Origin of the sequence: Pseudomonas sp. Root569 (genome assembly GCF_001427465.1) — a bacterium.
GTDB lineage: Bacteria > Pseudomonadota > Gammaproteobacteria > Pseudomonadales > Pseudomonadaceae > Aquipseudomonas > Aquipseudomonas synxantha.
Genome location: NZ_LMGQ01000001.1, coordinates 193,410 through 215,792 on the forward strand (window position 1 = coordinate 193,410; position 22,383 = coordinate 215,792).

The following is a 22,383-nucleotide window of genomic DNA, read 5'->3' on the forward strand; positions in this document are numbered from 1 at the left end:
TTTCGTGGTGGTCTTAGAAGTTGGCCTCTAGAGACACCATCGCCGTGCGCTCCTCCCCTACGTTGTAATACGCCGTGCTCGGCGCCAGGCCGTTGACCGGTGTCGAGTTGAACGCCACGGTGCGGGCCGAGCTGAGGTATTCCTTGTCGAAGACGTTGAGCATCGACAAGCGCAGGGTCGCCGACTTGATGACCTTCTTGTCCACCGGCAAATAGATACCGGCATTGAGGTCAAACACCGTACGGCCTTCGATCTTCTCCTTGTTGGTCAAATCACCGTAGAAGCTGCCGACATACTTGCCCGCCACGTTGCCGTAGAACCGCGAGTCGTCATAGCCGAACACCAGGTTGAACATGTTTTCCGGTACGTTGGCCAGTTGCTTGCCAGAGGTGGGCAACAGCACATTCTTGCTGAGCAGGTCGTCCTTCTGCTCGGACTGGGTGTAGGTGTACGAGACGTAGTAGTTGAAGTTGTGGGGCAACAAACCACTCCATTCCAATTCCAGGCCTTTGTTAGCGACGCTGCCAACGTTGAGCACCATGTAGTCGCCACTGGCATCGGTGGTCGACACCTGGCGATCCTTGAAGCTGATGTAGAACAGGGTCGCGCTCAAGGCCATGTCGTCTTCGGTGTAGCGCCAGCCCAGTTCCTGGTTCCAGCTCAACTCGGACTTGAGGCTGACGGAGTCGCCTTTGTTGTACAGCACATAGTTGGGCGGCGTGCGCATGTTGCGGGTGACGTTGTAGAACGCCTGGTTACTCTCGTCGACCTGGTACTTGGCGCTGAAGCTGGGCAGGAATTGGTGGTAACGGGTGTTACGTTTTTCCGGCTTGTCGTACAGGCTGCCGAGGTTGTTGCCGTCACGTTCGACGTATTGGTAGGCCACGCCGCCGACAAAACTCAGGTCCGGCGTGGCTTGCCAGCTGTCCTGTACCCAGAGCTTTTGCGATGGGGTGACGGTGTAGTAGTGACGACCTTGTACCGTCGCACCGTTCTTGTCGACCACCTGGCCGCCGCTGTTGTAGTCGCCCCACACATCATCCGGCGCGCCCTCGCCGTTGATGCCGATAAACGGCTGGGTCTGGCGCTGGCGTGCGCGTTCATACCAGTAGCCGTAGTCCAGGCTGTGTTCTTCGTTGATGTCCCACTTCATTTTGGCCGTGACGCCGGGGCGCCAGGTCTCGGTCCACGAAGGGCGATAGTAGTTGGCCGATTGCAGGTTGCCGAGGTCGTAGTTGCCGGCTTTGTCGGATCTCGGCCCCAGGTTGGAGGCAGTCTGGCCGCTGAAGCTGCCACCGTTGGACCAGTAGTAGTACGGCGTGACCGTCAACGACAGGTTGTCTTGCAGTTGCCAGCGCTGGGTCAGCGTGGCGTTGACGCTTTCAAAGGGGTTGCGGTTGAGCTTGTAGGACGCAGACAACAAACCGGCCTTGTACACCGGGCTTTCAGCGTAGTCCTTGCGCCGTCCTTCATTGTCGAACTGCGACTTGCTCAGGCTGTTGTAGTTGTAGTTTTCCTGCTTGTTGTACTTGACCGTGGCCAACGTGGAATTGCCGTTGTCACCTTCGAACAGGCTGCTCCACTCGATTTTATCGCTGCGCAGGGTACCCTTGCCGCGCCACTTGTCACCTTCCAGGTGCGATGCCGAGACCCAGGTCTTGAGACCACCGAAATCGCCGGTATTCGCCCGAACGAAGGTCTTGCGCAGGTTATTGGTACCCAAGGTCTGCTTGGCAAAAACCCCCGCCTCCTTGGTTGGCCGCATCGTAATCATGCCGATGTTGCCGCCGCTGGAACCGATGTGCGGGCCGTCGGCCTCGGAGGAGCCCTGGGTGGCGAACACTTCGGCAAGGTTTTCCGGGTCGCCCAACTGGTTGGAATACACGCTGTAGTTGCCAGAATCGTTGATCGGCACGCCGTCCACCGACACCCCGACCTGGTCCGAACTCATGCCGCGCATAGTGAAGTTGGTGCCGCTGGTGCCGCTGGCGTCATCGCTGGAAACGTTGATGCCCGGCGTGTATTTGAGCTTGTCGATGGCGTTGGCGGTGGCCGACATTTCGTCCATGGCCTCCTTGGTCACCGTCGAGCGCGCCTTGGCACTTTCTTCGCGAATCATGTGGCCGTTGCCCAGGGTCTGCTTGCCGGCAACGTTCACCGAACCTACGTCCTGGGTGTCATCAGCCATAACCAGCGGTGCAAAGCCGCCCAGGCCCGATGCCAGAAGCAGGGCATAAAGAGAGTTGTAGTTCACGTGTAGATCCCTTACTGACATTGTTGTGTTGTATGGGGCAGAGGTGCTCTTCCTGACCACTTGCTCAGGAACCCAGGGATGATCCACGGCACGTGTAACCGTTTGGTGACAGGTTTTAGCGATTGCGATGAAGGTTCGGTGAACGGCGCTGCGTCTAGCGCAACACGATGATGCGACCCAGCAGCCTGTGTTGTTCAAAGCCCAGCACCGCTTGCAAGGCGTTCAATACCGCCAACGGGTCGTTGCTCGGGAAACTGCCGCTGACGCGTTTGGCGCCCATCTCTTCATTGAGCAGAAGCAATCGGCCAGGGTAATAACGACTCAAGTCCTGGACCACATCGGCCAGCGGCGCCTGGTAGTAGTTAAGCCAACCATCGCGCCAGGCCAGGCGGGATTCGCTGTCGACAGCGTGCATGGCATCGGCAACGCCATCGGCGTAGGCCACTTGCTGACCTGCTGTCAAAACCTGCTGCTGGCCCTGTTCCGATGGTGTGACGCCCACCCGGCCGGACAATACGGTAACCTCGGCTCCGGCCGGTTGCAGGCGCACCTCAAACTGGGTGCCCAGCACCTGCGCTTGACCACCGCCCGCCTCCACCACAAAGGACTGGCCGGTGTGTGCCACGCTGAAGAATCCCGCGCCACGCCGCAGCTGGATATGCCGTTGACCATGGCTGAAATCCACGGCAATGGCGCTGTCGGCGTCAAGGGTGACCACGGATTGATCGGTCATGGTGAAGGTCTTCACCTCCCCCGGCGCCGTCACGTAGTCAGCACCCAACTCATCGACCCAGCGCGACGGCTGCCAACCGGCGCCCATCGACACCATCGCCAGCAGGCAGGCGGCCATGGCCAGGGCGCCGGGCCAGCGCAGTACACGGGAGCGCCTGGAGGAATTCATCTTATTGAGGTAGGCCTGCAAGGCCAGCGCGTCCTCATCGGCCAGCTTGCGCGCCGGCTCTTCGCTCAGTTCCCACAGTACCTGAGCCTGGGCGTACGCCTCGGCATGCGCGCGATCAGCGCGCAGCCAGCGGCTGAACGTAGCCTGGTCGCCGCTGCTGGGCTGGTCATGCAGCAGGCTGAGCCAGTCAAGGGCGGCCTGTTCCTGGGCGGGTGTCGGCGTGATGTTCACGGTGCTTTCCCTGGCGTGCGTGGCTGCGTTGGTTCACGAAGGCTGGCCTTGCAGGCTTCGAGGGCGCGCATCATATGTTTTTCCACGGCACTTTGGGACAGCCCCATGGCCTTGGCAATTTCTGCATACTTGCGCCCGTGGATACGGTTAAGCAGGAAAATCTGGCGGGTACGCTCGGGCAAATTGCGCAGGGCGGTTTCCACGTGGCGCAGATCGTGGCCTGCCTCCAGTGCGGCCTGGGGTTCGCAGACTTGGTGATCTGATTGCTCGGGCAACCAGCCTTCGCTGCTGCGTACTCGTGCACCTTCGCTACGCAGGTGATCGATGGCGATATTGCTGGCGCAGCGCAGCAGGTAGGTGCTGAGTTCTTCAACCTGCACCAAGGGGCGACGCCAGAAGCGCAGGAACAAATCCTGCACCAGGTCGGCTGCCGTGGCGCGGCACCCGACACGGCGACTGACCAGCGCTTCCATCTGCGAACGCTGGGACAAAAACACCTGCAGGAAATGCGCGCGGCCACCGGCCGCATCGGGGTGCGGGCGGTCCTGGGGTTCCGGCGGTGGGCTGATCATCATGGCAGGCTCAGGACAGGGCTAGTGCCGCGACAGGGCTGGCCAGCAGGCTGAGGCCTGCCAGAATCAGCGCCAGCCTTGGCCGATATGGCAACAGCAGTACCAGCAACAAGGCGCTGAGCATCAACACTGCGCACCACTCGACCAGGCCCTGGCTCCAGCCTGCGGCCAGCACCGCCGGCCAGATCGCGGCAATCAGCAGCAACCAGCCACCCAGCCGCAGCCCCAAGCGCCGCTTCGACGTGAGTTTGCTGTGCAGCAGCTCGCCGTGATGACGGTCGGTGGACAGGCACAGCGCGGTAAACCCGGCGTAGCACATCAGCAGCGCGAGGAGCATCAGCCGGCCTCCTGCTTGAGCGTCAACCCACGCGCACGTTCGGCTTTGGGTTGCGACGCGGTACGGCGTTGCATCTTCCACGCCGCCCAGGCAAAGAACACACCGCTGGCCAGGCAGGTCAGGTCGAAGCCGGCCATGGCCCAGTCGCCGTTCATCAGCGAGACGCCCAAATGCTGCGTGGTGGTCATTGCGTTAAGCAGCGGGATCGCCACAAACAGCAGCGCGCCGATGCTCAGTTGTTCGACCCAGCCTCGACGACCGCGACGCAGCATCGCGTGCAACAAACTCAGGCCCCAGGCGACAAAGAAGGCTTGCACCTCCCAGTCAGAGCGCGCGGCGAAACTTACCGGCAACAGGCGGTTGGCCCAGAAAAACGCGGCGATGGCGATCATCAAGCCAGACATGCTGGCGATATTCAGCACCTCTACCAGGCGCAATTCAAACGGCATCACTGCGCTCTTGGCGTGCTTGAGCTGACGCTTGCCGAGCCAGATCACCAGCCCTGTGCCGATCATCGCCGTGCCCGCCAACCCGCAGATAAAGTACAGCCAGCGCAGTACCGGGCCGGCAAAATGGCCCATGTGCAGGCCGTAGAAACTGCCACCGACGACCGCCGGCAGGGACGGCTCGCCACTAACCCGCAACAACTCGCCGGTGGTGCCATTGAACGACACGGTATTGCCGAAATCATGCACCACGCTATCGGAGCCGGCGCGGAACACGTTGACCGACGCGTTCACATCCCCAGGGTTGTTGACTGCCACCCGTCCCACATGGCCGCCCGCCCACTGCTGCCGCGCCTGCTGGTACATCGGCAATAACGGCAGCAACTGGCCCGGTTGGCCGAGGGCCGGCGGGTTGTCGGTGTTGGGAAACAGCTCTTTGAAGAATGCCCGGCTGTCGTCGCCATAGGACGCCATGATCGGCGCCGGCATCACCATGCTCATGAAAATCACCAGGCTGCTGTAGGTGATCATCAGATGAAATGGCAGCACCAGCACGCCCACCGCGTTGTGCCCGTCCAGCCAGGAACGCTGGCCTTTGCGCGGGCGGAAGGTGAAGAAGTCCTTGAAGATTTTCTTGTGGGTGATGATGCCGGTGATCAGCGCGACAAACATCACCATGGCGGCGATGGTCGACAGCCAGCGGCCCCACGGGTAAGGCATTTGCAGTTGGAAGTGGAAACGATAGAAGAACTCGCCGCCCTTGCTGTCGCGGGCCTGCACCGGTTGGCCGCTGACCGGGTCGAGGATTTTCTGGATGAAGGTGCCGCGTTTGCCCGGCTCGGCCTTGTCTTGCCACATCACCGACAAGCCTGGGTCGCGGCTGGTCGGCAAGCTGATGAACCAGCTCGCCGCAGTCGGCGCCTGTTGTTGCAGGTAGCTTTGGGCCACGGCAAGGCTGCGCCCGTCATCCAGGGGATGGGCCTGCACTTCGGGCTGCATCCAGTGGGTGATTTCGTCTTTGAAATAGGCCAGGGTGCCGGTCAGGAAAATCGCGAACAGCAGCCAGCCGAAGATCAACCCGGCCCAGGTATGCAGCCAGGCCATGGCTTGGCGAAAACCCTCCTTCATGTGCGCACCATCCACAAACCTACGCCGGCCAGGGTGGCAAACAGCGCGCTTGGCAGCATCACCCCCGCCCAGGCACGCCACGCAGTGCGGCAGGCAAAGCACCAGAGCACCGCCAGCAGGTAGAACACAAACGAGCTCATCATGCCGGTGACCACCGCGTCGGCACGCGATGTGGGCATCCACAACGCCAGGCAGATGGCGGCCAGGGATGCCATCAGGTAGCCGCCGATAACAGCCGCCAGCACACGCGAGGTGACGGCGAGGCGGTAGGAAACGGGCAATGAGGTTTTGCTTTTCATGCGGCAGACGCCAAGCTGATCAGCGCGCAATATTAATGATAAATATTCTCATAAGCAAAAGAGAACGGATGAATCACCTGCCGTGACGGATTGCCGAACCTCGTCGTCGCCCCTACAATGCGAACAATTCTTGTTCTCTAAAGCATGGCGATGCTTACGGAGTGATCGCGTTGCAGCCGTCCAATACCGTCGAAGTTCTGTACAACGACCATTACCACTGGCTCACCGGCTGGTTGCGACGCAAGCTCGGCTGCCCGGAAAACGCCGCCGACCTGGCGCAGGACACCTTCATCCGCGTGCTCAGCGCAAGGGACACCCCGACCCTGATCGAACCCCGCGCCTTCCTCACCACCGTGGCCAAGCGCGTATTGTTCAACTTCTATCGCCGCCAGGACCTGGAGCGCGCCTACCTCGATGCCTTGGCGCAAATGCCCGAGCACGTCGCACCGTCGGAAGAAGACCGCGCAATCATCCTGCAAACCCTGCTGGAGCTGGACCAACTGCTCGATGGCTTGCCCAGGCTGGTCAAGCGGGCCTTCCTGCTCGCCCAGCTCGATGGCCTGACCTACGCGCAGATCAGCGCTGAACTGGGCATCTCCATCGCCACCGTCAAGCGCCACCTGACCAAAGCGGCCATGCGCTGTTACTTCGCGTTATGAACGTCTCCAGCCAAGTCGCCGAACAAGCCGTGCACTGGCTGCTGGAAATGCAGCAAGGCGCGCTCACTCCACGCCAGCAAGCAGCCTGGCAACAATGGCTGAATGCCCACAGCGAGCACCAGCGCGCCTGGGAACAGATCCAGCAGGTCAACCAACGCCTACGCGGCATGCCCTCGCCCCTGGCCCACGCGGCGTTGAATGCCCCCACCCTGCGCAGCCGGCGCCAGGCGCTGAAGTTGCTGCTGATCCTGGGCGCCGGTTCGGCAGCAGTTTGGAGCCTGCGCCAGCAACATATCCTGCCACCGCTGAGCGCCGACTATCGCAGTCCGGTGGGCCAGCGTCGCACCGTGCAACTGGCCGATGGCAGCCAGTTGAAACTCAACACGGGCAGCGCAGTGGATGTGCATATCGATGGGCAGCAACGGCTGATCCGCCTGCTCGAAGGCGAAATTCTGCTGACCGCCCATGCAGGCGATACGCCGTTGCGCGTGCTGACCGGCCAGGGCCTGCTCAGCAGCCAGGCGGCGCGCCTGAATGTGCGCCAGTTCAACGACCATACCCAACTCGCAGTGCTGGCTGGTCAGGTCGAGGTCACGCCCAATAATTACGGTGGCTTGCCACTGAACGTAGCGGCCGGGCACCAGATGAATTTCACCCGCAAAGGCTGGGACACCCCGCGCCCGACCGACGCCAACAGCGGCGCCTGGGCCGACGGTATGCTGGTGGCCGCGCATATGCGCCTGGAAGACTTTCTCAGCGAACTGGGGCGTTATCGCCGCGGCCAGCTGCATTGCGACCCGCAAGTGGCGAACCTGCTGCTGTCCGGCAGCTACCCGCTGGATGACAGCGAACGCATCCTCGACCTGCTGGAAGTCAGCCTGCCGGTGAAAGTGCGGCGCTTTACCCGCTATTGGGTGACCGTGCAGGCACGTGCCTGAATTTATTTTGCGTTTAAGTGAGCCGTTTTCCGCACCTGGCGTGACAGAGAAGGAAAGCCACCTTGATCCTTCCTTCTCAGGACCGCCTTCATGCCCCAGCAACCGACGCTTCTCGCCCGCACCTTGCGCCAACTCCTATTGGGCGCCAGCCTCAGCCTGACCGTCCTTCCCCCCGCGATGGCTGCCGACACCAAGACCTACCACATCGCGCCGACCACCCTGGAAGCGGCCCTGAATCAATTTGGTCGCGAAGCCGGGGTGCTGGTGTCTTTCGGTTCCGAAGTGACGGCCGGCATGCAAAGCCGCGGCCTGTCGGGCAATTACAGCGCCGCCGACGGCCTGCAGAAATTACTGGAAGGCACCGGCCTGCAAGCCCGGGCCGAAGGTGACAATGCCTACAGCCTGCAACCGACCGGCGTCACCGCCCCCCTTGAATTGCAAACCTCCAACGTGGTCGGCGACTGGCTCGGTGACGCAGCGCAAACCAACGTGTTCGAACACCCCGGCGCCCGTGACGTTATCCGCCGTGAAGAGTTTGAACGCCAAGGCGCAACCCAGGCACGCGATGTGCTCAACCGCATCCCCGGCGTCAATGCCCCGGAAAACAACGGCACCGGCAGCCACGACATGGCGTTGAACTTCGGCATTCGCGGGCTCAACCCGCGCCTGGCGTCGCGCTCCACGGTATTGATGGATGGCATCCCGGTGCCTTTTGCGCCCTACGGCCAGCCACAGTTGTCCTTTGCGCCGATCAGCATGGGCAACATGGACGCGGTGGATGTGGTACGCGGCGGCGGTGCGGTGCGCTACGGCCCGCAGAACGTCGGTGGCATCGTCAACTTCGTGACCCGCGCTATCCCGGATGCGCCCACGGTCAAGGGCGGGTTGCAGACCGAGACCAGCCCGTCTTCCAGCCACGATGGCTTCAAGACCACCGGCAACCTGCTGGCCGGCGGCACTGCCGACAATGGCCTGGGCGGCGCGCTGCTGTACTCCGGCACCCGCGGCGGCGACTGGCGCGAAAACAGCAATACGCGCATCGACGACCTGATCCTCAAGGGCAAATACCAACTGGACGACGCCAACAGCTTCAACGCCATGGCACAGTACTACGAAGGCCAGGCCGATATGCCCGGCGGCTTGAACGTCAAGGATTACAAAGCCGATCCATACCAGTCCACCCGCCCCTACGACAAGTTTTGGGGCCGCCGTACCATGTTCAACGTCGGCTATCGCTACGAGCAGGACCGTCGCGAATTCACGGTCAACAGCTTCTTCACCAAGACCCTGCGCAGCGGTTATCTGGACCAGGGCAGCTTCCTGTCGCTGTCGCCACGCGAATATTGGGTACGCGGCCTCGAGACCCGATTCGCCCAGGGTTTCGACCTCGGCCCCACGAGTCATGAAGTGGGCGTCGGCTACCGCTACATCAATGAAGCCGGCCACGAACTGCGCTACCGCACGCCAATCGCCGCCAATCAGCAAATCCCCACCACCGACAGCCGCAACGACCGCGACACGCGCGGTGGCACCGAAGCCAATGCGTTCTTCATCGACGACCGCATTGATATCGGCAAGTGGACCATCACCCCGGGCATCCGCTACGAGATGATCGAGTCCCAGCAGACCAACAACCTGAGCAACGTCAAATACAAGGGTGACTACAACACCGCGCTGCCGGCGCTGAACGTGCTCTACCACCTCACCGACGACTGGAACCTCTACGCCAACACCGAAGGCTCATTCGGCAGCGTGCAGTACAGCCAGATGCCCAACCGCGTGAACAGCGGCGAAGTCAAACCGGAAAAAGCCCGCACTTGGGAGCTCGGCACGCGCTATGACAACGGCACGCTGCGTGCTGAAATCGGCGCGTTCCTAATCAACTTTGACAACCAGTACGACAGCAACCAGACCAACGACACGGTGATCGCCCGTGGTGAGACGCGCCACCAGGGCATCGAGTCGAGCATCAACTACGCCCTCGACGGCCTGAGCCCGGCGCTGGCGGGTTTCGATGTGTATGCCACTTATGCCTATGTTGACGCGACCATCCGCGAAGACGGCCCGAACAAAGGCAACCGCGTGCCCTTCTCGTCCAAGCACAAAGGCACTCTCGGTGTGGGTTACACCGACGGCCCGTGGAAGCTGAATGTGGACAGCAGCTACCAGAGCAGCCAGTTTGCCGACAATGCCAACACCCAGGCCGAAAGCGCCGACGGTGCCAATGGGCGCATCCCCGGCTACATGCTGTTCAGCAGCCGTGCGGCCTATGACTTCGGCCCGCAACTGTCGGATTTGAATGTGGCGGTGGGGGTGAAGAATATCTTCAACAAGCAGTACTACACCCGCTCGTTTGACGATAACAACAAGGGCAAGTACGTGGGTGAGCCGCGTACGGTGTATGTGCAGACGTCCATTGCGTTCTGATCTGCCTCCAACCTGCAGACCGTAACAAATCCAAATGTGGGAGGGTGCTTGCCCCCTCCCACATTTGATATTCAGTGTGTCCAGGATTGAAGTACATCCGAGGGTCTAGCTACCCGCCAGGCAACTGGGCGTACCCGCCACCAACGCATCGATGGCACACCGCGTCTTGGCCGGCATATGCACCGCCGTCGGCCAGACTACATGGATAGGCGCCGGCTGCTCGCGATAGCTTGGCAACACTGCCTGCAATTGCCCGCGCAACGCATAGTGGGCGATCAACCAACTCGGTAACCAGGCCAGCCCTACGCCCGCGATGACCGCATCGGCTACCGCTTGGAGATCATCCAGCACCAACAGCGAGGCCAGGTGCGAGCGATGCGTGGTGTTGCTGCGATACGCGATGCCGCGATGAACGGTCAGGTCTTCCATACTTTCAATGCTCCCCCTGCGCTGCAGATACGCCGGTGACGCCGCCAGCCCCATGACCTGCTGTCCCAGGCGGCGTGCACTCAGGCGGTCGGTATCCGGCAACGTGCCGATCCGCACGGCCATATCGAAGCCCTCCTGTGCCAGATCAATCATGCGGTCGGAGAAGCAAATCTCGATTTCCAGTTCAGAGTAACGCTCCATCAAGCCCCACAACGCCGGAGCCGCATAGTGGTGCCCGAAAGCCAACGGCACGCTCGCCCGTAACCGCCCGCGTGGTTGTTGCCGACCACTTTCGAGCACCGATTCGGCGGCTTCCAGTTCGGCCAAGGCGCGCAGGCAATGCTCGTAGTACGCCTGCCCGTCCTCGGTCAATCGTTGGCGGCGCGTGGAGCGCTGCAGCAGACATGTGCCAAGCCGCGCCTCCAGGCGCGCCAAGCCTTTACCGACGGCCGAGCGCGTGAGGTTCAGGCGCTCGGCGGCTTCGGTGAGGTTACCGCTCTCGACAATTTGCAGAAACAGCTCGACGCCATCAAAACGCGGGGTGGCCATGAGTCAATTGTCGCCTGTGATTCCCTTATTAATGGAAAACTTATCACAAATAACGAATCTGGTTCCCGAGAGAATAGAACCCTCCCCTATTCAAAAGGAACCTGTCATGCCGCCCGCCGCTGCTGTATCGGCCCTCCACCCGCCAAGCACCACCAGAAATGGCTTGGCCCTCACCGCCGTCTGCCTGGTAGCCCTGATGTTCGGCCTGGAAATCTCCAGCGTGCCGGTCATCCTGCCGACCCTTGAACAGCAACTCGGCACCGGTTTCCAGGACGCCCAATGGATCATGAATGCCTATACCCTGGCTTGCACCAGTGTGCTGATGGCGGCGGGTACCTTGGCCGATCGCTTCGGCCGTCGGCGCGTACTGGTGCTGTGCCTGTGGCTGTTCGGCCTGGCCTCGCTGGCCTGTGGGCTGGCGGACAATGCGTCGACGCTGATCGTGGCGCGGTTCGTACAAGGCATTGGTGCTGGTGCGATGATGATTTGCCAGTTCGCCATCCTGTCCCATCAGTTCCGCGAGCCGGCGGCGCGAGCGCGAGCCTTCGCGATATGGGGAGTGATTGCCGGCGTGGGCCTGGGTTTCGGGCCGATGGTCGGGGCATTAATCCTGGCCGTGGCGGACTGGCGCTGGGTGTTCCTGGTCCACGTACCGCTGACCCTGTTCACTTTGGTGCTGCTGCATGCCAGCGTGCAGGAATCCCGTGACCCGGCCAGTCATCGCCTGGACATCGCCGGGATGCTGACCTTGACGCTGACGGTGTTCGCGCTGGTGTACTTCATCACCCAGGGCAGCGAGTATGGTTTTGACACCCCGGCGATGCTCGGCTGGGCCGGCCTGTCCTTAATAGGCATGCTGCTGTTCATCCTGATCGAACGGCGCAGCCCACACCCGATGTTCGATTTCTCGGTATTCCGTATCCAGCGCTTCAACGGTGCGTTGATGGGCTCGATCGGCATGAACTTCAGCTTCTGGCCGTTCATGATTTACCTGCCGTTGTACTTCCAGGCAGGCCTGGGCTACGACACGCTGACCACTGGCGCCGCCCTGCTCGCCTACACCTTGCCTACCTTGCTGGTGCCGCCGCTGACCGAACGCCTGGCCCTGCGTTTCGGCGCCGAACGCATCATTCCGCTGGGCCTGGGTACGATGGGCGCGGGGTTCCTGGCCATGGCCGCCGTCAATGTCGTCGCACAACCAAGCACCGCACTGGTGTTGCTCAGTTGCGTGATCGCCGGCATTGGCCTGGCGTTGACCAACTCGCCCACCACCAACACCACCACCGGGGCCGTCTCGGCTGACCGTGCGGGCATGGCGTCGGGCATCGACTTCAGCGCACGACTGATCACCCTGGCACTCAACATTGCGTTGATGGGCCTGGTGCTGTTGCTGGGGATCAGCCACCACCTGGCCAATGTGCTGCCTGACAACACGGCATTGGAGTGGGCAGCGCTCAGCCAGCATATTGCAGCAGGCAAGCTGAACGCGCCGGGGCTGTCCGCCGTTGATGCGCAGACGGCACTGCGCACCGGCGCCGGTTGGGCCATGCTCTTTGCGGGCTTGGGGGCTTGCGGATTAGCCGCGCTGAGCCGGTATTTCTTCAGGCTCCGTGGCTGAACGAAAACGGGCCTGCATATGCAGGCCCGTTTTCAGTGGGGGTTTAAAAAACGGTCAGCCGTTGATTGCAGCGTTTTCGTTTTCCAGGAATTCCTCTTCAAGCGCGTCTTCATTCACTTTGTTGATTGGCTGGGTTTTCGCAGCAGCGCGAGGCTTGCCTTGCAGTTTGCCAAACAGGTGTTCCAACGCATGGTCCAGCTTGGTGGCGGCGCCATCGATCGCTTGTTCCAGCGTATCGGCTTTATGGCACACGGAAACCGGTTGATGGCCCTTTGGCCGTGCTTCCAGGCGGCAACTTAAATCGTGGGGACCGGGCTTGTCGCCGTTCTCATCCCGCAGGTAGACCTCAACACGGGTCAGGTCTTCTTCATAACGTTCGAGCGTGCTCTCAATGGTAGTACGTACCCACTCCTCCAGTCGGATGCTGCTTTCAATATGGTTATCGCTATTGACTTGGATTTGCATAGTTCTTCCCTTATTTCAGCTAGCTCGCCAGAGGTCACAAACTGCAACACCGGGGTGGTGAAACCATGACCTCCTGATTACACAATTGAGCACCTGCTGAAACAATTCAACCCCTTTGCAAAGATAAATCCTACATTACAAATTAACCCTGACGACGGGCAAAAACGCTGGTAGGGTGGGGAGTTAGTTACATCTTCTTACGACCAACCAATCTCATAATTGCGCCTCTGCCAAAGGGTGCAAAACGCGAAAAACCCCTGCTTCCTCTACCAGCCAATCATGCACCGCACGCACGCCCGGATGGTTCAACGCACCTGGCGCGTACAGCAGCACGTAGCGTTTATGGTTGGGCACGGCCACGCCGAATGGCACGATCAGGGTGCCGCGCTCCAGTTCATCATTGAGCAAGGTGCGCCGCGCAATTGCCACGCCCATGCCGGCAATGGCGGCTTCGATGGTCAAGTGATTGCGATTGAAGGTATGCCCGCGCCGCACATCCGCACCGTGATAGCCGATGGCATTCAGGTAAAACTCCCACTCGGCATATTCATAACTCCCACGCCAGGCGGTGATGTCGTGTAGCAGTGGGAAGTGCGCGAGGTCAGCCGGGCCGTGCAACGGTGGCCGGCCACGCAACAAGCTGGGCGCGCATACCGGGAATATCTGCTCGTCCAGCAGGGCTGTGGATAACAAGCCGGGGTAGCTGCCGTCGTTCAGGTCAATAGCAAGGTCGAAATCACCTTCATGCAAGGCGATGCTGCTGTCCTCGGCGACCAGGCGCAATTGAATATCCGGAAAACGCTGCTGCAAACGCGGCAGGCGCGGGGTCAGCCACTTGCCGAGAAACGACGGGATCGAACGCAAGCGTAAGGTGCCGCTGATCATTCCCGCGTCCAGGTGCCGCAATTCCGCATCAATGCTGCCATAGGCCTCCCCCACCACGGCCGCCAGGCGCTGCCCCTCAGCGCTGAGCTCCACCCCGCGCGCACGCCGATGAAACAACCGAAACCCCAGGCGTTCCTCCAGCTGGCGAATCTGCTGGCTCACCGCACCTGGTGTGATGTGCAGTTCTTCGGCGCAGCGGGTGAACGACAGGTGCCGTGCAGCGCAGGAGAAAACATGCAACCAGACATAGGTCTGGCCATTGAGGGGGCGGGTCATAGGGTTTAGTCCTGCTAAAGGGTGTCTTAGAACAATTCGTTGGTCAGTGTCGATCTATAGGCTCAGTATCGCCCTAATTGCGCTCGTCCTACAAAACATGGCAGCGATTTCTACTCCATTGCTTGTAAGGGTTTAGCATGGCTATCAGTGTTTTCGATCTCTTCAAAGTGGGCATTGGCCCCTCCAGCTCCCACACCGTCGGCCCGATGCGCGCTGCGGCAACATTCGCCCAGGCGTTGGTCGACCAGCAGTTGCTCAGCCAGACCCGCCGCGTCGAGATACGCCTGTACGGCTCGCTGTCCGCCACGGGCATCGGCCACGCCACCGACCGCGCCTGTGTCATGGGCCTGATGGGCGAATGGCCGGATAAGGTCGACCCCACCTCGATCAATGCACGCATCCAGCAGCTGCGCGAGTCCGGCCAATTACTGCTTGCGGGTTCCCAGGAAATTGCCTTCAACTGGCAAACCGACCTCCTGCTATTGGATGAAAGCCTGCCTTACCACCCCAACGCCATGTCCTTGCACGCCTATGGCGACGACGGCTTATTGAGCGAGCAAACCTATTACTCGGTTGGCGGTGGCTTCATCATCGAAGCTGCAGAGGCCGCCTCGGGCATTGCCCCGACCAGCGATGTGCAATTGCCCTACGACTTTTCCAGCGCGGTGGAACTGCTGGCCCTGTGCAACAAGCACGGCCTGCGGGTTTCCGAACTGATGATGGCCAACGAACGCGCGTGGCGCAGCGACGAAGAGATCCGCAGCGGCCTCTTGCATATCTGGTCGGTGATGCGCGACTGCGTGGAACAGGGCCTGCGTGATGAAGGCATCCTGCCCGGTGGCCTGGATGTGCCACGTAGGGCGGCAAAATTGCACCGCAGCCTGTTGGAAATTGGCAAACCCAACGTCATCACCTCGACCCTGTCGGCGATGGAGTGGGTCAACCTGTTCGCCCTCGCCGTCAACGAAGAAAACGCCGCCGGCGGGCGCATGGTCACCGCGCCGACCAATGGTGCAGCGGGGATCATCCCGGCGGTGCTGCATTACTACATGAAGTTCAACCCTGATGCGTCCGATGACGACGTAGTAAATTTCTTCCTGGCCGCTGCCGCCGTCGGCATTCTCTGCAAGAAAAACGCCTCGATCTCCGGCGCCGAAGTCGGTTGCCAGGGTGAAGTCGGTTCGGCCTGCGCCATGGCCGCCGCCGGGCTGGCCGATATACTCGGCGCCACCCCGGAGCAACTGGAAAACGCCGCCGAAATCGGCCTGGAACACAACCTCGGCCTAACCTGCGACCCGGTTGGCGGCCTGGTGCAAGTGCCGTGCATCGAGCGCAACGCCATTGCCGCGGTCAAGGCGATCAACGCCACGCAAATGGCCCTGCGCGGCGACGGCAAGCACTTCATTTCCCTCGACCGGGTGATCCGCACCATGCGTGATACCGGCGCCGACATGCATGACAAATACAAAGAAACGTCACGGGGCGGCCTGGCGGTCAGCTGGGTGGAGTGCTGATTAGGGCACTCCTACCCGAGCATCCCGACTGCGCTGTCTGCGATCATTTTCTCAGCGTTGCCCTGAAACAGTTCACCGCCCCCAATAGCCACACAGAACAAATGTGGGAGGGGGCTTGCCCCCGATAGCTGTGTGTCAGCCAATAAATACTTGGCTGAAAGACCGCTATCGGGGGCAAGCCCCCTCCCACATTAAAACTTCAGCGCTTGTACGGCACGAGGCTTGCTGTAGAACTTACGAGGAAAACGGACTTTGGCCGATGGTCAGGCAATGCGAACTAATCCCGACACCGGCCGTCAATGACTGCATGTTCTTATCAGGCGGTAACGCACCATGGACAACCCTTTTCAGATCATCACCGATACCTTCAGCCCCCAATACCGCGTTAACCTGAGCATCCAGCGGCTGGACGGCAGCATCATGCTCACCCTGTCGGATGAAACCGGCGTGGTGGCCAAGCGCATGATCAGCGCCGAACAGCGCAACGACCCGCAAAGGCTGCGACGCCTGGTACAGAGCATCCAGTTCGGCATCGCCATCGAGCAGGGCCATAGCGCCGTGGAAATCCTCGAACTGATGACGGACGGCGACAACCACAAACTCCTGCAGCAACCGCCCGCCCGTACCCTGCCGTTCAGCGTCGGGCTTTAAAGCTCACCTTTCTCGGTTTCAAGGCTCGCCTCGCCCTTGCGACGCGGGCCTTCGACCTTCACCGAAGGGAAAGCCGACGACGCGTAGCGCACCACCAGGATGGCAAACGCCAACAGCAGGATGCCACCGCACAGGTAGATGATGCCGATATCCGGCGGGTTGTGGTGTGACACGTTGGAGATCAGCAGGCGCGTCAGCGCGGTGATCGCCACGTAGATCAGGAAGCGCACGGGCATGTGGTTGGTCTTGAAGTAAATCCCCACCATCGCGCCCAATTCCAGGTAGATGAACAGCAGCAAGATGTCATCGATCTTGATGTGCCCGTTCTCCAGCATCCCCAGAAATTCCATCACCGCTGCCCAGGCGGTTACCGCTCCGATGGCAAACAGCGCCAGGTAGTGGAACGACTCTACAAACAGATTGCCCAGGGACTCGGCCAGCCCATGGACTTGCTGGCGCAGCCTTTCGGCCCAGTTGATTTTCACGATGGTGTTTCCTTAGGTCGGCTCGACCGGATAATGCGGGTTGGACGTGACGGTTGTTCTGCATGCAGAAACAAGGCCATAGGCAGGATAGTGAGATGGTGGCCGAGTGACACGAGGCACTTAATTGTGCTCGGATCGTTCCCACGAGTGTGAGAACGATCGGGCCTTAGCATCAAGTTGGTGCGACTTGCTCCAGCGCGCGCTCGACCAGCAGACCGCCCATTTCAATCAACTGATGAATTGCCAGGACCAGGCTTTGCTGCGGACCTTCAAGGTCGAATGCCAGCTTATTGGCCATCTCACAGGCACTGCTCAGCGTTTCGCTGGCGTTTGCGAGTAAGGTCTCTGTGTCTGCCTCAGGTGTGACACTGAATAGCACCGACTCAGTAGGCGGGGGGTTGGGTGTGTGTTTTTTCATGGCCTAGTTCCTTAGTTAAGAAACCATCACCGGCTGCCGCCAAGCAGATTGGGTGACGGATTGCACAAGGTTGGCGGACCGGCAAGGAACACCCCGGCACCCCGAAGGGTCCATGCGCAACCCGCCATGGCAGAAGAATGCTAATGCAAAAATCCAACATTCTTACAGGGGGGGTCGTTGCGCTTCCTTGTTGGGCCGCCAAGCCCACTCGCTGCAAATGCAGCGCCCGAGGAAGGTAAGCCACCGGACAATTCCAGCGCAACCCCGGCAAGTTGTCAGAAATTTCCGGTGTAGCAAACCCCCATTTCCCAACTACATTAAAAACCTACTATCCAAACCCCAACGTTTGGCTTATCCTTTTCGCTGTATATAAATACAGTAGTCGCAAAAGACAACTATCGTGAAGGCATGTGAGGTGGTGAATGGCCGTCGAAGTGGTATACCGCAGCAGCCGAGATCTGGAGCGTTTGTTCATGGATAAAGCCGAAGCTGACCGTCATGACAAAATGCTGGAACTCGCTGAATTGCTGGCAGAAGTGTTGCAAAAAGCCGTGCCGTCGCTGAGCGAGCAGCAGGTGGAAGAAGCCGGGATCTACATGGCGAAGAACCGCGATGTATTTGCCAAGGCGTTCAAGAGCCAACCGGACGCGCTGTCCGAGTTGCTGAACCCGGCGGCAGAGTAAAGCCCGAATTGAACAGGCCCTGAATCATCGATTCAGGGCCTTTTTAATGCCTGGGCTATTTGTACAGCAGGCGTTCGGCCAGCTCGTCGGCCACCCGTGCCGGGGAGCGTTTTTCGGCTTGGGCGTGGGCGAAGATTTCGGTCAGGCGCGTGCCGATGTTCGACAGGTGCGCGGTGATGCCAGGCAAGTCCGTGCCGGCGTGTTTGAGGGCGACGTAGATCAGGCCACCGGAATTGATCACGTAGTCCGGGGCGTAGAGGATGCCACGGCCTTCCAACTGGTCGGCGATGTCCAGGTTGGTCAGTTGGGCGCTGGCCGAACCGGCCACCGCGGCGCAACGCAGCTGACCAACGCTGCTGCGGTTGAAGACAGCACCCACGCCGCAGGGCGCGAGGATGTCGCAGGGGGTGCTGAGCAAGGCGTCGTTGGCGATGGGGTGGGCGCCCAGTTGCTCCATGGCCAGCTGCACCTTGCCGTGATCAATGTCGCTGACCAGCAATTCGGCACCGGCGGCGTGCAGTTGCTCGGCCAGGGCATAACCGACGTTGCCCAGGCCCTGCACCGCGACGCGCAGGCCCTCGAGGTTGTCGCTGCCCAGGCGCGCCATGGCGGTGGTGCGGATGCCGGCGAAGACGCCCATGGCAGCATGGGGCGCAGGGTCGCCGGCGGCGGTGGTACTGGTGACGAAGCGGGTGTGCTGGGCGATACAGTCCATATCGGCGACTGAGGTGCCGCTGTCGATGGCGGTGATGTAGCGGCCATCGAGTTTTTCGATACAGCGGCCAAATGCTTCGAACAGGGCCGCACGACTTTCCACGTGCGCAGGACGCATGATTACCGCAGTAGCGCCGCCCACCGGCAGCCCAGCCAACGCGGCCTTATAGCTCATGCCTTGGGCCAGCCGCGCAGCATCGGCCACGGCACTTTCATCGTCAGGGTAAGCAAGGTAGCGACAACCGCCCAAGGCAGGCCCGCGGCGACTGTCGTGGATGGCAATGATCGCCTTCAACCCGGTCACCGGGTCGACGCTCAGGTGCAGCGATTCCAGGCGGGTGCTGTGCATGAGCGCAAACATCTTCGAGCTCCCGAATCACTTCTGGTAGTGGGCCAAGTATAGGCCGGCGGTAGAAAACTGCTGGATTGCACTGGAATAAGCCGCGCTGTTTCGTGGGATCTACGACATAAGAGCGCGGGATATTTCTTAAGACGCTGGACGAAAATTCCCTGCAAGGCTAAAACAGGGCATCCGCCGGAGAACGCAATGAATCCCCGCACCGCCTTTTTCGCCTGCCTGGACCGTTCACCCCCTGCGCTGTTCGAAGCGGCGCTGTGGATTGCTGCCGAACACGACGCCAGTGTGCAGCCACTGTTGATCCTGCAGGATCTCACCGCGCTACAACAACAGGTCAGCCTGGGCATGCCCATGTTGCCGGCGGACGAGCTGGGCCAACCGCTGCTGCGGCGCATGAATGACCTCGGGTTCGCCCAGGATGACCACACCCCGTTGCGTCCCGCTGCCGTATTGCTCGACAAGGTGCTGCAACGCAAACGCGGGCAGCCCTTGGCCATGGGCCTGATCGCGTTGGAAATGGCGCGGCGCCTGGATATCCCCATGGTCGGTGTGAACTTCCCGGGCCACTTCCTGCTGCGGGTGCCCGGTACCGATCACCTGCTCGACCCGTGCGGTGGACGGCGCCTGTACCCCAATGACTGTCGCGAGCTGCTGCACCGGCAATACGGGCCGAAACTCAAGTTGCAGGCCGACCACCTGCATACCGCCGAACCACGGGCGATTCTGCAACGCTTGTCGCGCAACCTGCGCCAACTGCACCTTTCCAACGACGAACCGCTGGCCGCTTTGGTAGACGCCGAGCGCGTGCTGGAACTGGGCAGTGCCAACGCCGCCGACTACCTGGCGCGGGCCAGCCTGTACCAGCGCTTGGACTGCCCGAGTGCTGAACGCTTTGACCTGGAACATGCGCTGATGCTCAGTGATGACCCCATCCAGCGTCTGCGCCTGACCGAGCGGCTGGGGCACCTGCCGCCCAATTCAGTGGTGCATTAGGACGCCTTGAGAATGTCGTTATGCGCCGGGTCTATGGGTTCGCTCACGCCCGGCGAGCGCACCTGGATAATCAACAGCGCCGCCATCACCGCCGGAATCGCGCAGAAAAAGAAAATCTGCTGCACCGGTATATGCATCGCCAGCAACAGGCTGCCAAACAACGGCCCCAGAATTGACCCGAACCGCCCCACACCCAATGCCCAGCCCGTGCCGGTGGCGCGCACCTGCGCCGGGTAGAAATTGCTCGCAAACGCATTGAGGGTCAGTTGCCCGCCAATGATGCAGAACCCGGCGGCAAACACGCAGGCCACCAGGTAGCGTGGGTTGTCGTGGTTCAAGCCCAGCAGGACGGTGCACAACGCCGCTGCCGCCAGTACGCCGCACAGCAGCCGCACTTTGCTTTTCAGGCGGTCGGCAAACCAGGCCATGAGGATCGCGCCCAAGGTGCCGGCGAACAGGAACATGGAGGTGACCAGGTTGGCTTCATTCAGCGCCAGGCCGCTTTCGAGCAGCAGTGAAGGCAACCAGCTGATCATGAAGTACAGCAGGATCAGGCTGACAAAAAAGGTCGCCCAGATCAGCAACGTCGGGCGCGCGTAACCATTTCGGAACAGTTCCACCACCGTGAACTTACTGCCCTGCTCCCGCAGGTTTTCGGCTTCGCTCGCGAGTGGCGGTTGCCAGTCGGGCAACATGCGCGCCGTGACCTTGCGCAATCGCAGGTACGGCGGCTTATCGCGTAATAGACGCGGCAGGGATTCCGGTAACAGCCACATCAGGAATGGAAACAGCAACAACGGCGTCACACCGCCGGCCAGGAATACCGCCTGCCAACCAAAGCCGTCGATAAAGCCGGCGGCTACAAACCCGCCCGCCGCGCCGCCGAACGAAAAGCCACACGCGGCCAAGGTCACCATCAAGGTGCGCAAGCGAGGCGGCGAATATTCCGACATCAATGCCATGGCGCTGGGCATAGCACCGCCCATGCCGATGCCGCAGATAAACCGCGCCGTCATCAGGGTGGTCAGGGAATTGGCAAATACCATCAGCACTGTGAGGCTGGCGTAGATCAGCACACAGGCCAGCAAAATACGTCGCACGCCAAACCGATCCGCCAGCGGCGTCACCAGCAGTGAGCCCAGGGTCAGGCCGAGCAGGTTGGCACTGAAGACCGGGCCGAACGCGGCTTTTTCCAGGCCCCAATCCTTGGCCAGCGCCGGCACCACATAACCCAGCACCTGGGCATCATAGCCATCGGTGACCAGTAGCAGTGCCAGCAACAGGAGAATCAACCATTGATAGCGCGACACCGGGCGGGCGTCGAGTGCCGCGCGAAAGCTGGCAATCTGATTGTGCATCGCAAGGGACCTTTATTTTTTTTATGTTGGCACGATCAAATGTGGGAGGGGGCTTGCTCCCGATAGCGGTGTGTCAGTTGACAAACTTATTGCTGATACACAGCAATCGGGAGCAAGCCCCCTCCCACATTTGGATTTAGGCAATTTCTGAAAGCTAAGGTGTGTCAGGTTGGTTGGCAGGATGAGCCTGCACAAACGCCGGATGCTGCGCCGCCAACGCCGCTACTCGGCCGATACGCGGGTACGCCCCCAGCGGCACCTTGAAGCGCTCGGCCGCGTACAGCTGGGGTATCAGAAACGCGTCCGCCATGCCCGGCTGCGCGCCGAAGCAAAACCCGTCATCGCCAATCAACTGCTCCACCGTGCCCAATCCCTGACTGACCCAATGGGCGATCCACTCGAGCAGTTGCGTTTCATCATGCCCCCACTTACGCAACAGGTTTTGAGTGCTGGAGTTATGCAACGGGTGGATATCGCAGGCGATGATCGACGCAACTGCGCGCTGGTGGGCACGGGACGCGGGATCTTTCGGAAGCAGCGGCACCTGTGGATAACATTCCTCCAGGTACTCAACGATCGCCTGTGACTGAATCAGCAACGCGCCTTCATCAGTGCGCAACGCCGGCACGCGCCCTTGCGGGTTGATCGCCAGGTACTCGGGCTGGTGATTGGCGCCGCCTGTCGGCACCAGCAGGTTGACCGGCAGCGCGGTGAAGTCCAGGCCCTTGAGCGCCAGGGCAATTCGTACCCGATACGACGCGGTGGAACGGTAGTAGGTATAGAGTTCCATTGCCC

At 60.9% G+C, this 22,383-nt stretch carries 22 protein-coding genes; 8 read left to right on the plus strand and 14 right to left on the minus strand.

What is annotated here, in order from left to right; genetic code table 11:
* Positions 1 to 13: 13 nt before the first annotated feature.
* From ASD70_RS00915 to ASD70_RS00940, 6 genes are all read right to left on the minus strand, one after another.
* Positions 14 to 2,254: a TonB-dependent receptor family protein gene (locus ASD70_RS00915; RefSeq protein ID WP_156382902.1), complete on the minus strand. Its 2,241-nt coding sequence runs from the start codon at positions 2,252 to 2,254 to the stop codon at positions 14 to 16.
* A 154-nt stretch (positions 2,255 to 2,408) separates the two neighbouring features.
* Positions 2,409 to 3,386 (minus strand): FecR family protein, encoded by a 978-nt coding sequence (locus tag ASD70_RS00920; protein WP_056845452.1) that lies wholly within the window; start codon positions 3,384 to 3,386, stop codon positions 2,409 to 2,411.
* Positions 3,383 to 3,961: an RNA polymerase sigma factor gene (locus ASD70_RS00925; RefSeq protein WP_046071077.1), complete on the minus strand. Its 579-nt coding sequence runs from the start codon at positions 3,959 to 3,961 to the stop codon at positions 3,383 to 3,385. Before ASD70_RS00925 ends, ASD70_RS00920 begins: the two co-directional genes overlap by 4 nt.
* 7 nt (positions 3,962 to 3,968) lie before the next feature.
* A complete protein-coding gene (locus ASD70_RS00930; RefSeq protein WP_046071076.1) occupies positions 3,969 to 4,295 on the minus strand; it encodes a DUF3325 domain-containing protein in 327 nt (108 codons plus the stop codon).
* Positions 4,295 to 5,869 carry a PepSY domain-containing protein gene (locus ASD70_RS00935; RefSeq protein WP_056845453.1) on the minus strand — a complete coding sequence of 525 codons (1,575 nt, stop codon included), beginning with the start codon at positions 5,867 to 5,869 and terminating at the stop codon, positions 4,295 to 4,297. The genes ASD70_RS00930 and ASD70_RS00935 overlap by 1 nt, the downstream gene beginning before the upstream one ends.
* On the minus strand, positions 5,866 to 6,168 hold the full coding sequence (locus tag ASD70_RS00940; RefSeq protein ID WP_043048646.1) for a DUF3649 domain-containing protein: 303 nt from the start codon (positions 6,166 to 6,168) through the stop codon (positions 5,866 to 5,868). Before ASD70_RS00940 ends, ASD70_RS00935 begins: the two co-directional genes overlap by 4 nt.
* A 170-nt stretch (positions 6,169 to 6,338) precedes the next feature.
* On the opposite strand from ASD70_RS00940, the gene ASD70_RS00945 reads away from it, so the two are divergent.
* From ASD70_RS00945 to fecA, 3 genes are all read left to right on the plus strand, one after another.
* Entirely contained in the window at positions 6,339 to 6,827 is a 489-nt protein-coding gene (locus tag ASD70_RS00945) for a sigma-70 family RNA polymerase sigma factor (protein WP_056845588.1), read from the plus strand.
* On the plus strand, positions 6,824 to 7,765 hold the full coding sequence (locus ASD70_RS00950) for a FecR domain-containing protein (protein WP_056845454.1): 942 nt from the start codon (positions 6,824 to 6,826) through the stop codon (positions 7,763 to 7,765). The genes ASD70_RS00945 and ASD70_RS00950 overlap by 4 nt, the downstream gene beginning before the upstream one ends.
* Before the next feature lie 90 nt (positions 7,766 to 7,855).
* Complete coding sequence (gene fecA, locus ASD70_RS00955; protein WP_056845455.1) at positions 7,856 to 10,192, plus strand: TonB-dependent Fe(3+) dicitrate receptor FecA; 2,337 nt, start codon at positions 7,856 to 7,858, stop codon at positions 10,190 to 10,192.
* 105 nt (positions 10,193 to 10,297) lie between these two features.
* On the opposite strand, the gene ASD70_RS00960 is transcribed toward fecA, so the two are convergent.
* Positions 10,298 to 11,170, minus strand: a complete 873-nt coding sequence (locus tag ASD70_RS00960) for a LysR family transcriptional regulator (RefSeq protein ID WP_046071072.1) — start codon at positions 11,168 to 11,170, stop codon at positions 10,298 to 10,300.
* A gap of 106 nt (positions 11,171 to 11,276) precedes the next feature.
* On the opposite strand from ASD70_RS00960, the gene ASD70_RS00965 reads away from it, so the two are divergent.
* Positions 11,277 to 12,788, plus strand: coding sequence for an MFS transporter (locus ASD70_RS00965; RefSeq protein WP_056845456.1), 1,512 nt, complete (start codon positions 11,277 to 11,279; stop codon positions 12,786 to 12,788).
* Between the two features lie 54 nt (positions 12,789 to 12,842).
* Here the strand turns inward: ASD70_RS00965 and ASD70_RS00970 are convergent, their stop codons facing one another.
* Both ASD70_RS00970 and ASD70_RS00975 read right to left on the minus strand, forming a co-directional pair.
* On the minus strand, positions 12,843 to 13,253 hold the full coding sequence (locus ASD70_RS00970; RefSeq protein ID WP_032877636.1) for an HPF/RaiA family ribosome-associated protein: 411 nt from the start codon (positions 13,251 to 13,253) through the stop codon (positions 12,843 to 12,845).
* Between the two features lie 213 nt (positions 13,254 to 13,466).
* Entirely contained in the window at positions 13,467 to 14,414 is a 948-nt protein-coding gene (locus tag ASD70_RS00975; protein WP_056845457.1) for a LysR substrate-binding domain-containing protein, read from the minus strand.
* 137 nt (positions 14,415 to 14,551) lie between these two features.
* Between ASD70_RS00975 and ASD70_RS00980 the strand changes: the two genes are divergently transcribed.
* Together ASD70_RS00980 and ASD70_RS00985 are read left to right on the plus strand one after the other, a co-directional pair.
* Positions 14,552 to 15,928: an L-serine ammonia-lyase gene (locus ASD70_RS00980; RefSeq protein ID WP_046071069.1), complete on the plus strand. Its 1,377-nt coding sequence runs from the start codon at positions 14,552 to 14,554 to the stop codon at positions 15,926 to 15,928.
* Positions 15,929 to 16,261: 333 nt separating this feature from the next.
* Entirely contained in the window at positions 16,262 to 16,579 is a 318-nt protein-coding gene (locus tag ASD70_RS00985) for a DUF3509 domain-containing protein (protein WP_056845458.1), read from the plus strand.
* Here the strand turns inward: ASD70_RS00985 and ASD70_RS00990 are convergent.
* Together ASD70_RS00990 and ASD70_RS00995 are read right to left on the minus strand one after the other, a co-directional pair.
* Entirely contained in the window at positions 16,576 to 17,064 is a 489-nt protein-coding gene (locus ASD70_RS00990) for a phosphate-starvation-inducible protein PsiE (protein WP_056845459.1), read from the minus strand. The two genes, ASD70_RS00985 and ASD70_RS00990, sit on opposite strands and share 4 nt — an antisense overlap.
* 172 nt (positions 17,065 to 17,236) lie before the next feature.
* Complete coding sequence (locus tag ASD70_RS00995) at positions 17,237 to 17,482, minus strand: DUF6124 family protein (RefSeq protein ID WP_056845460.1); 246 nt, start codon at positions 17,480 to 17,482, stop codon at positions 17,237 to 17,239.
* Positions 17,483 to 17,904: 422 nt separating this feature from the next.
* Between ASD70_RS00995 and ASD70_RS01000 the strand changes: the two genes are divergently transcribed.
* Positions 17,905 to 18,165, plus strand: coding sequence for a YebG family protein (locus ASD70_RS01000; RefSeq protein WP_003188807.1), 261 nt, complete (start codon positions 17,905 to 17,907; stop codon positions 18,163 to 18,165).
* Positions 18,166 to 18,220: 55 nt separating this feature from the next.
* On the opposite strand, the gene ASD70_RS01005 is transcribed toward ASD70_RS01000, so the two are convergent.
* Positions 18,221 to 19,240, minus strand: a complete 1,020-nt coding sequence (locus tag ASD70_RS01005) for a Glu/Leu/Phe/Val dehydrogenase family protein (protein WP_046071032.1) — start codon at positions 19,238 to 19,240, stop codon at positions 18,221 to 18,223.
* 186 nt (positions 19,241 to 19,426) lie between these two features.
* Here ASD70_RS01005 and ASD70_RS01010 point away from each other — a divergent pair, with 186 nt between their 5' ends.
* Positions 19,427 to 20,230, plus strand: coding sequence for a SirB1 family protein (locus tag ASD70_RS01010; protein WP_056845461.1), 804 nt, complete (start codon positions 19,427 to 19,429; stop codon positions 20,228 to 20,230).
* On the opposite strand, the gene ASD70_RS01015 is transcribed toward ASD70_RS01010, so the two are convergent.
* Both ASD70_RS01015 and maiA read right to left on the minus strand, forming a co-directional pair.
* On the minus strand, positions 20,227 to 21,588 hold the full coding sequence (locus ASD70_RS01015) for an MFS transporter (protein WP_046071030.1): 1,362 nt from the start codon (positions 21,586 to 21,588) through the stop codon (positions 20,227 to 20,229). The genes ASD70_RS01010 and ASD70_RS01015 overlap by 4 nt on opposite strands.
* A gap of 154 nt (positions 21,589 to 21,742) precedes the next feature.
* Positions 21,743 to 22,378 (minus strand): maleylacetoacetate isomerase, encoded by a 636-nt coding sequence (gene maiA / locus ASD70_RS01020; protein ID WP_056845462.1) that lies wholly within the window; start codon positions 22,376 to 22,378, stop codon positions 21,743 to 21,745.
* Positions 22,379 to 22,383: the final 5 nt, after the last annotated feature.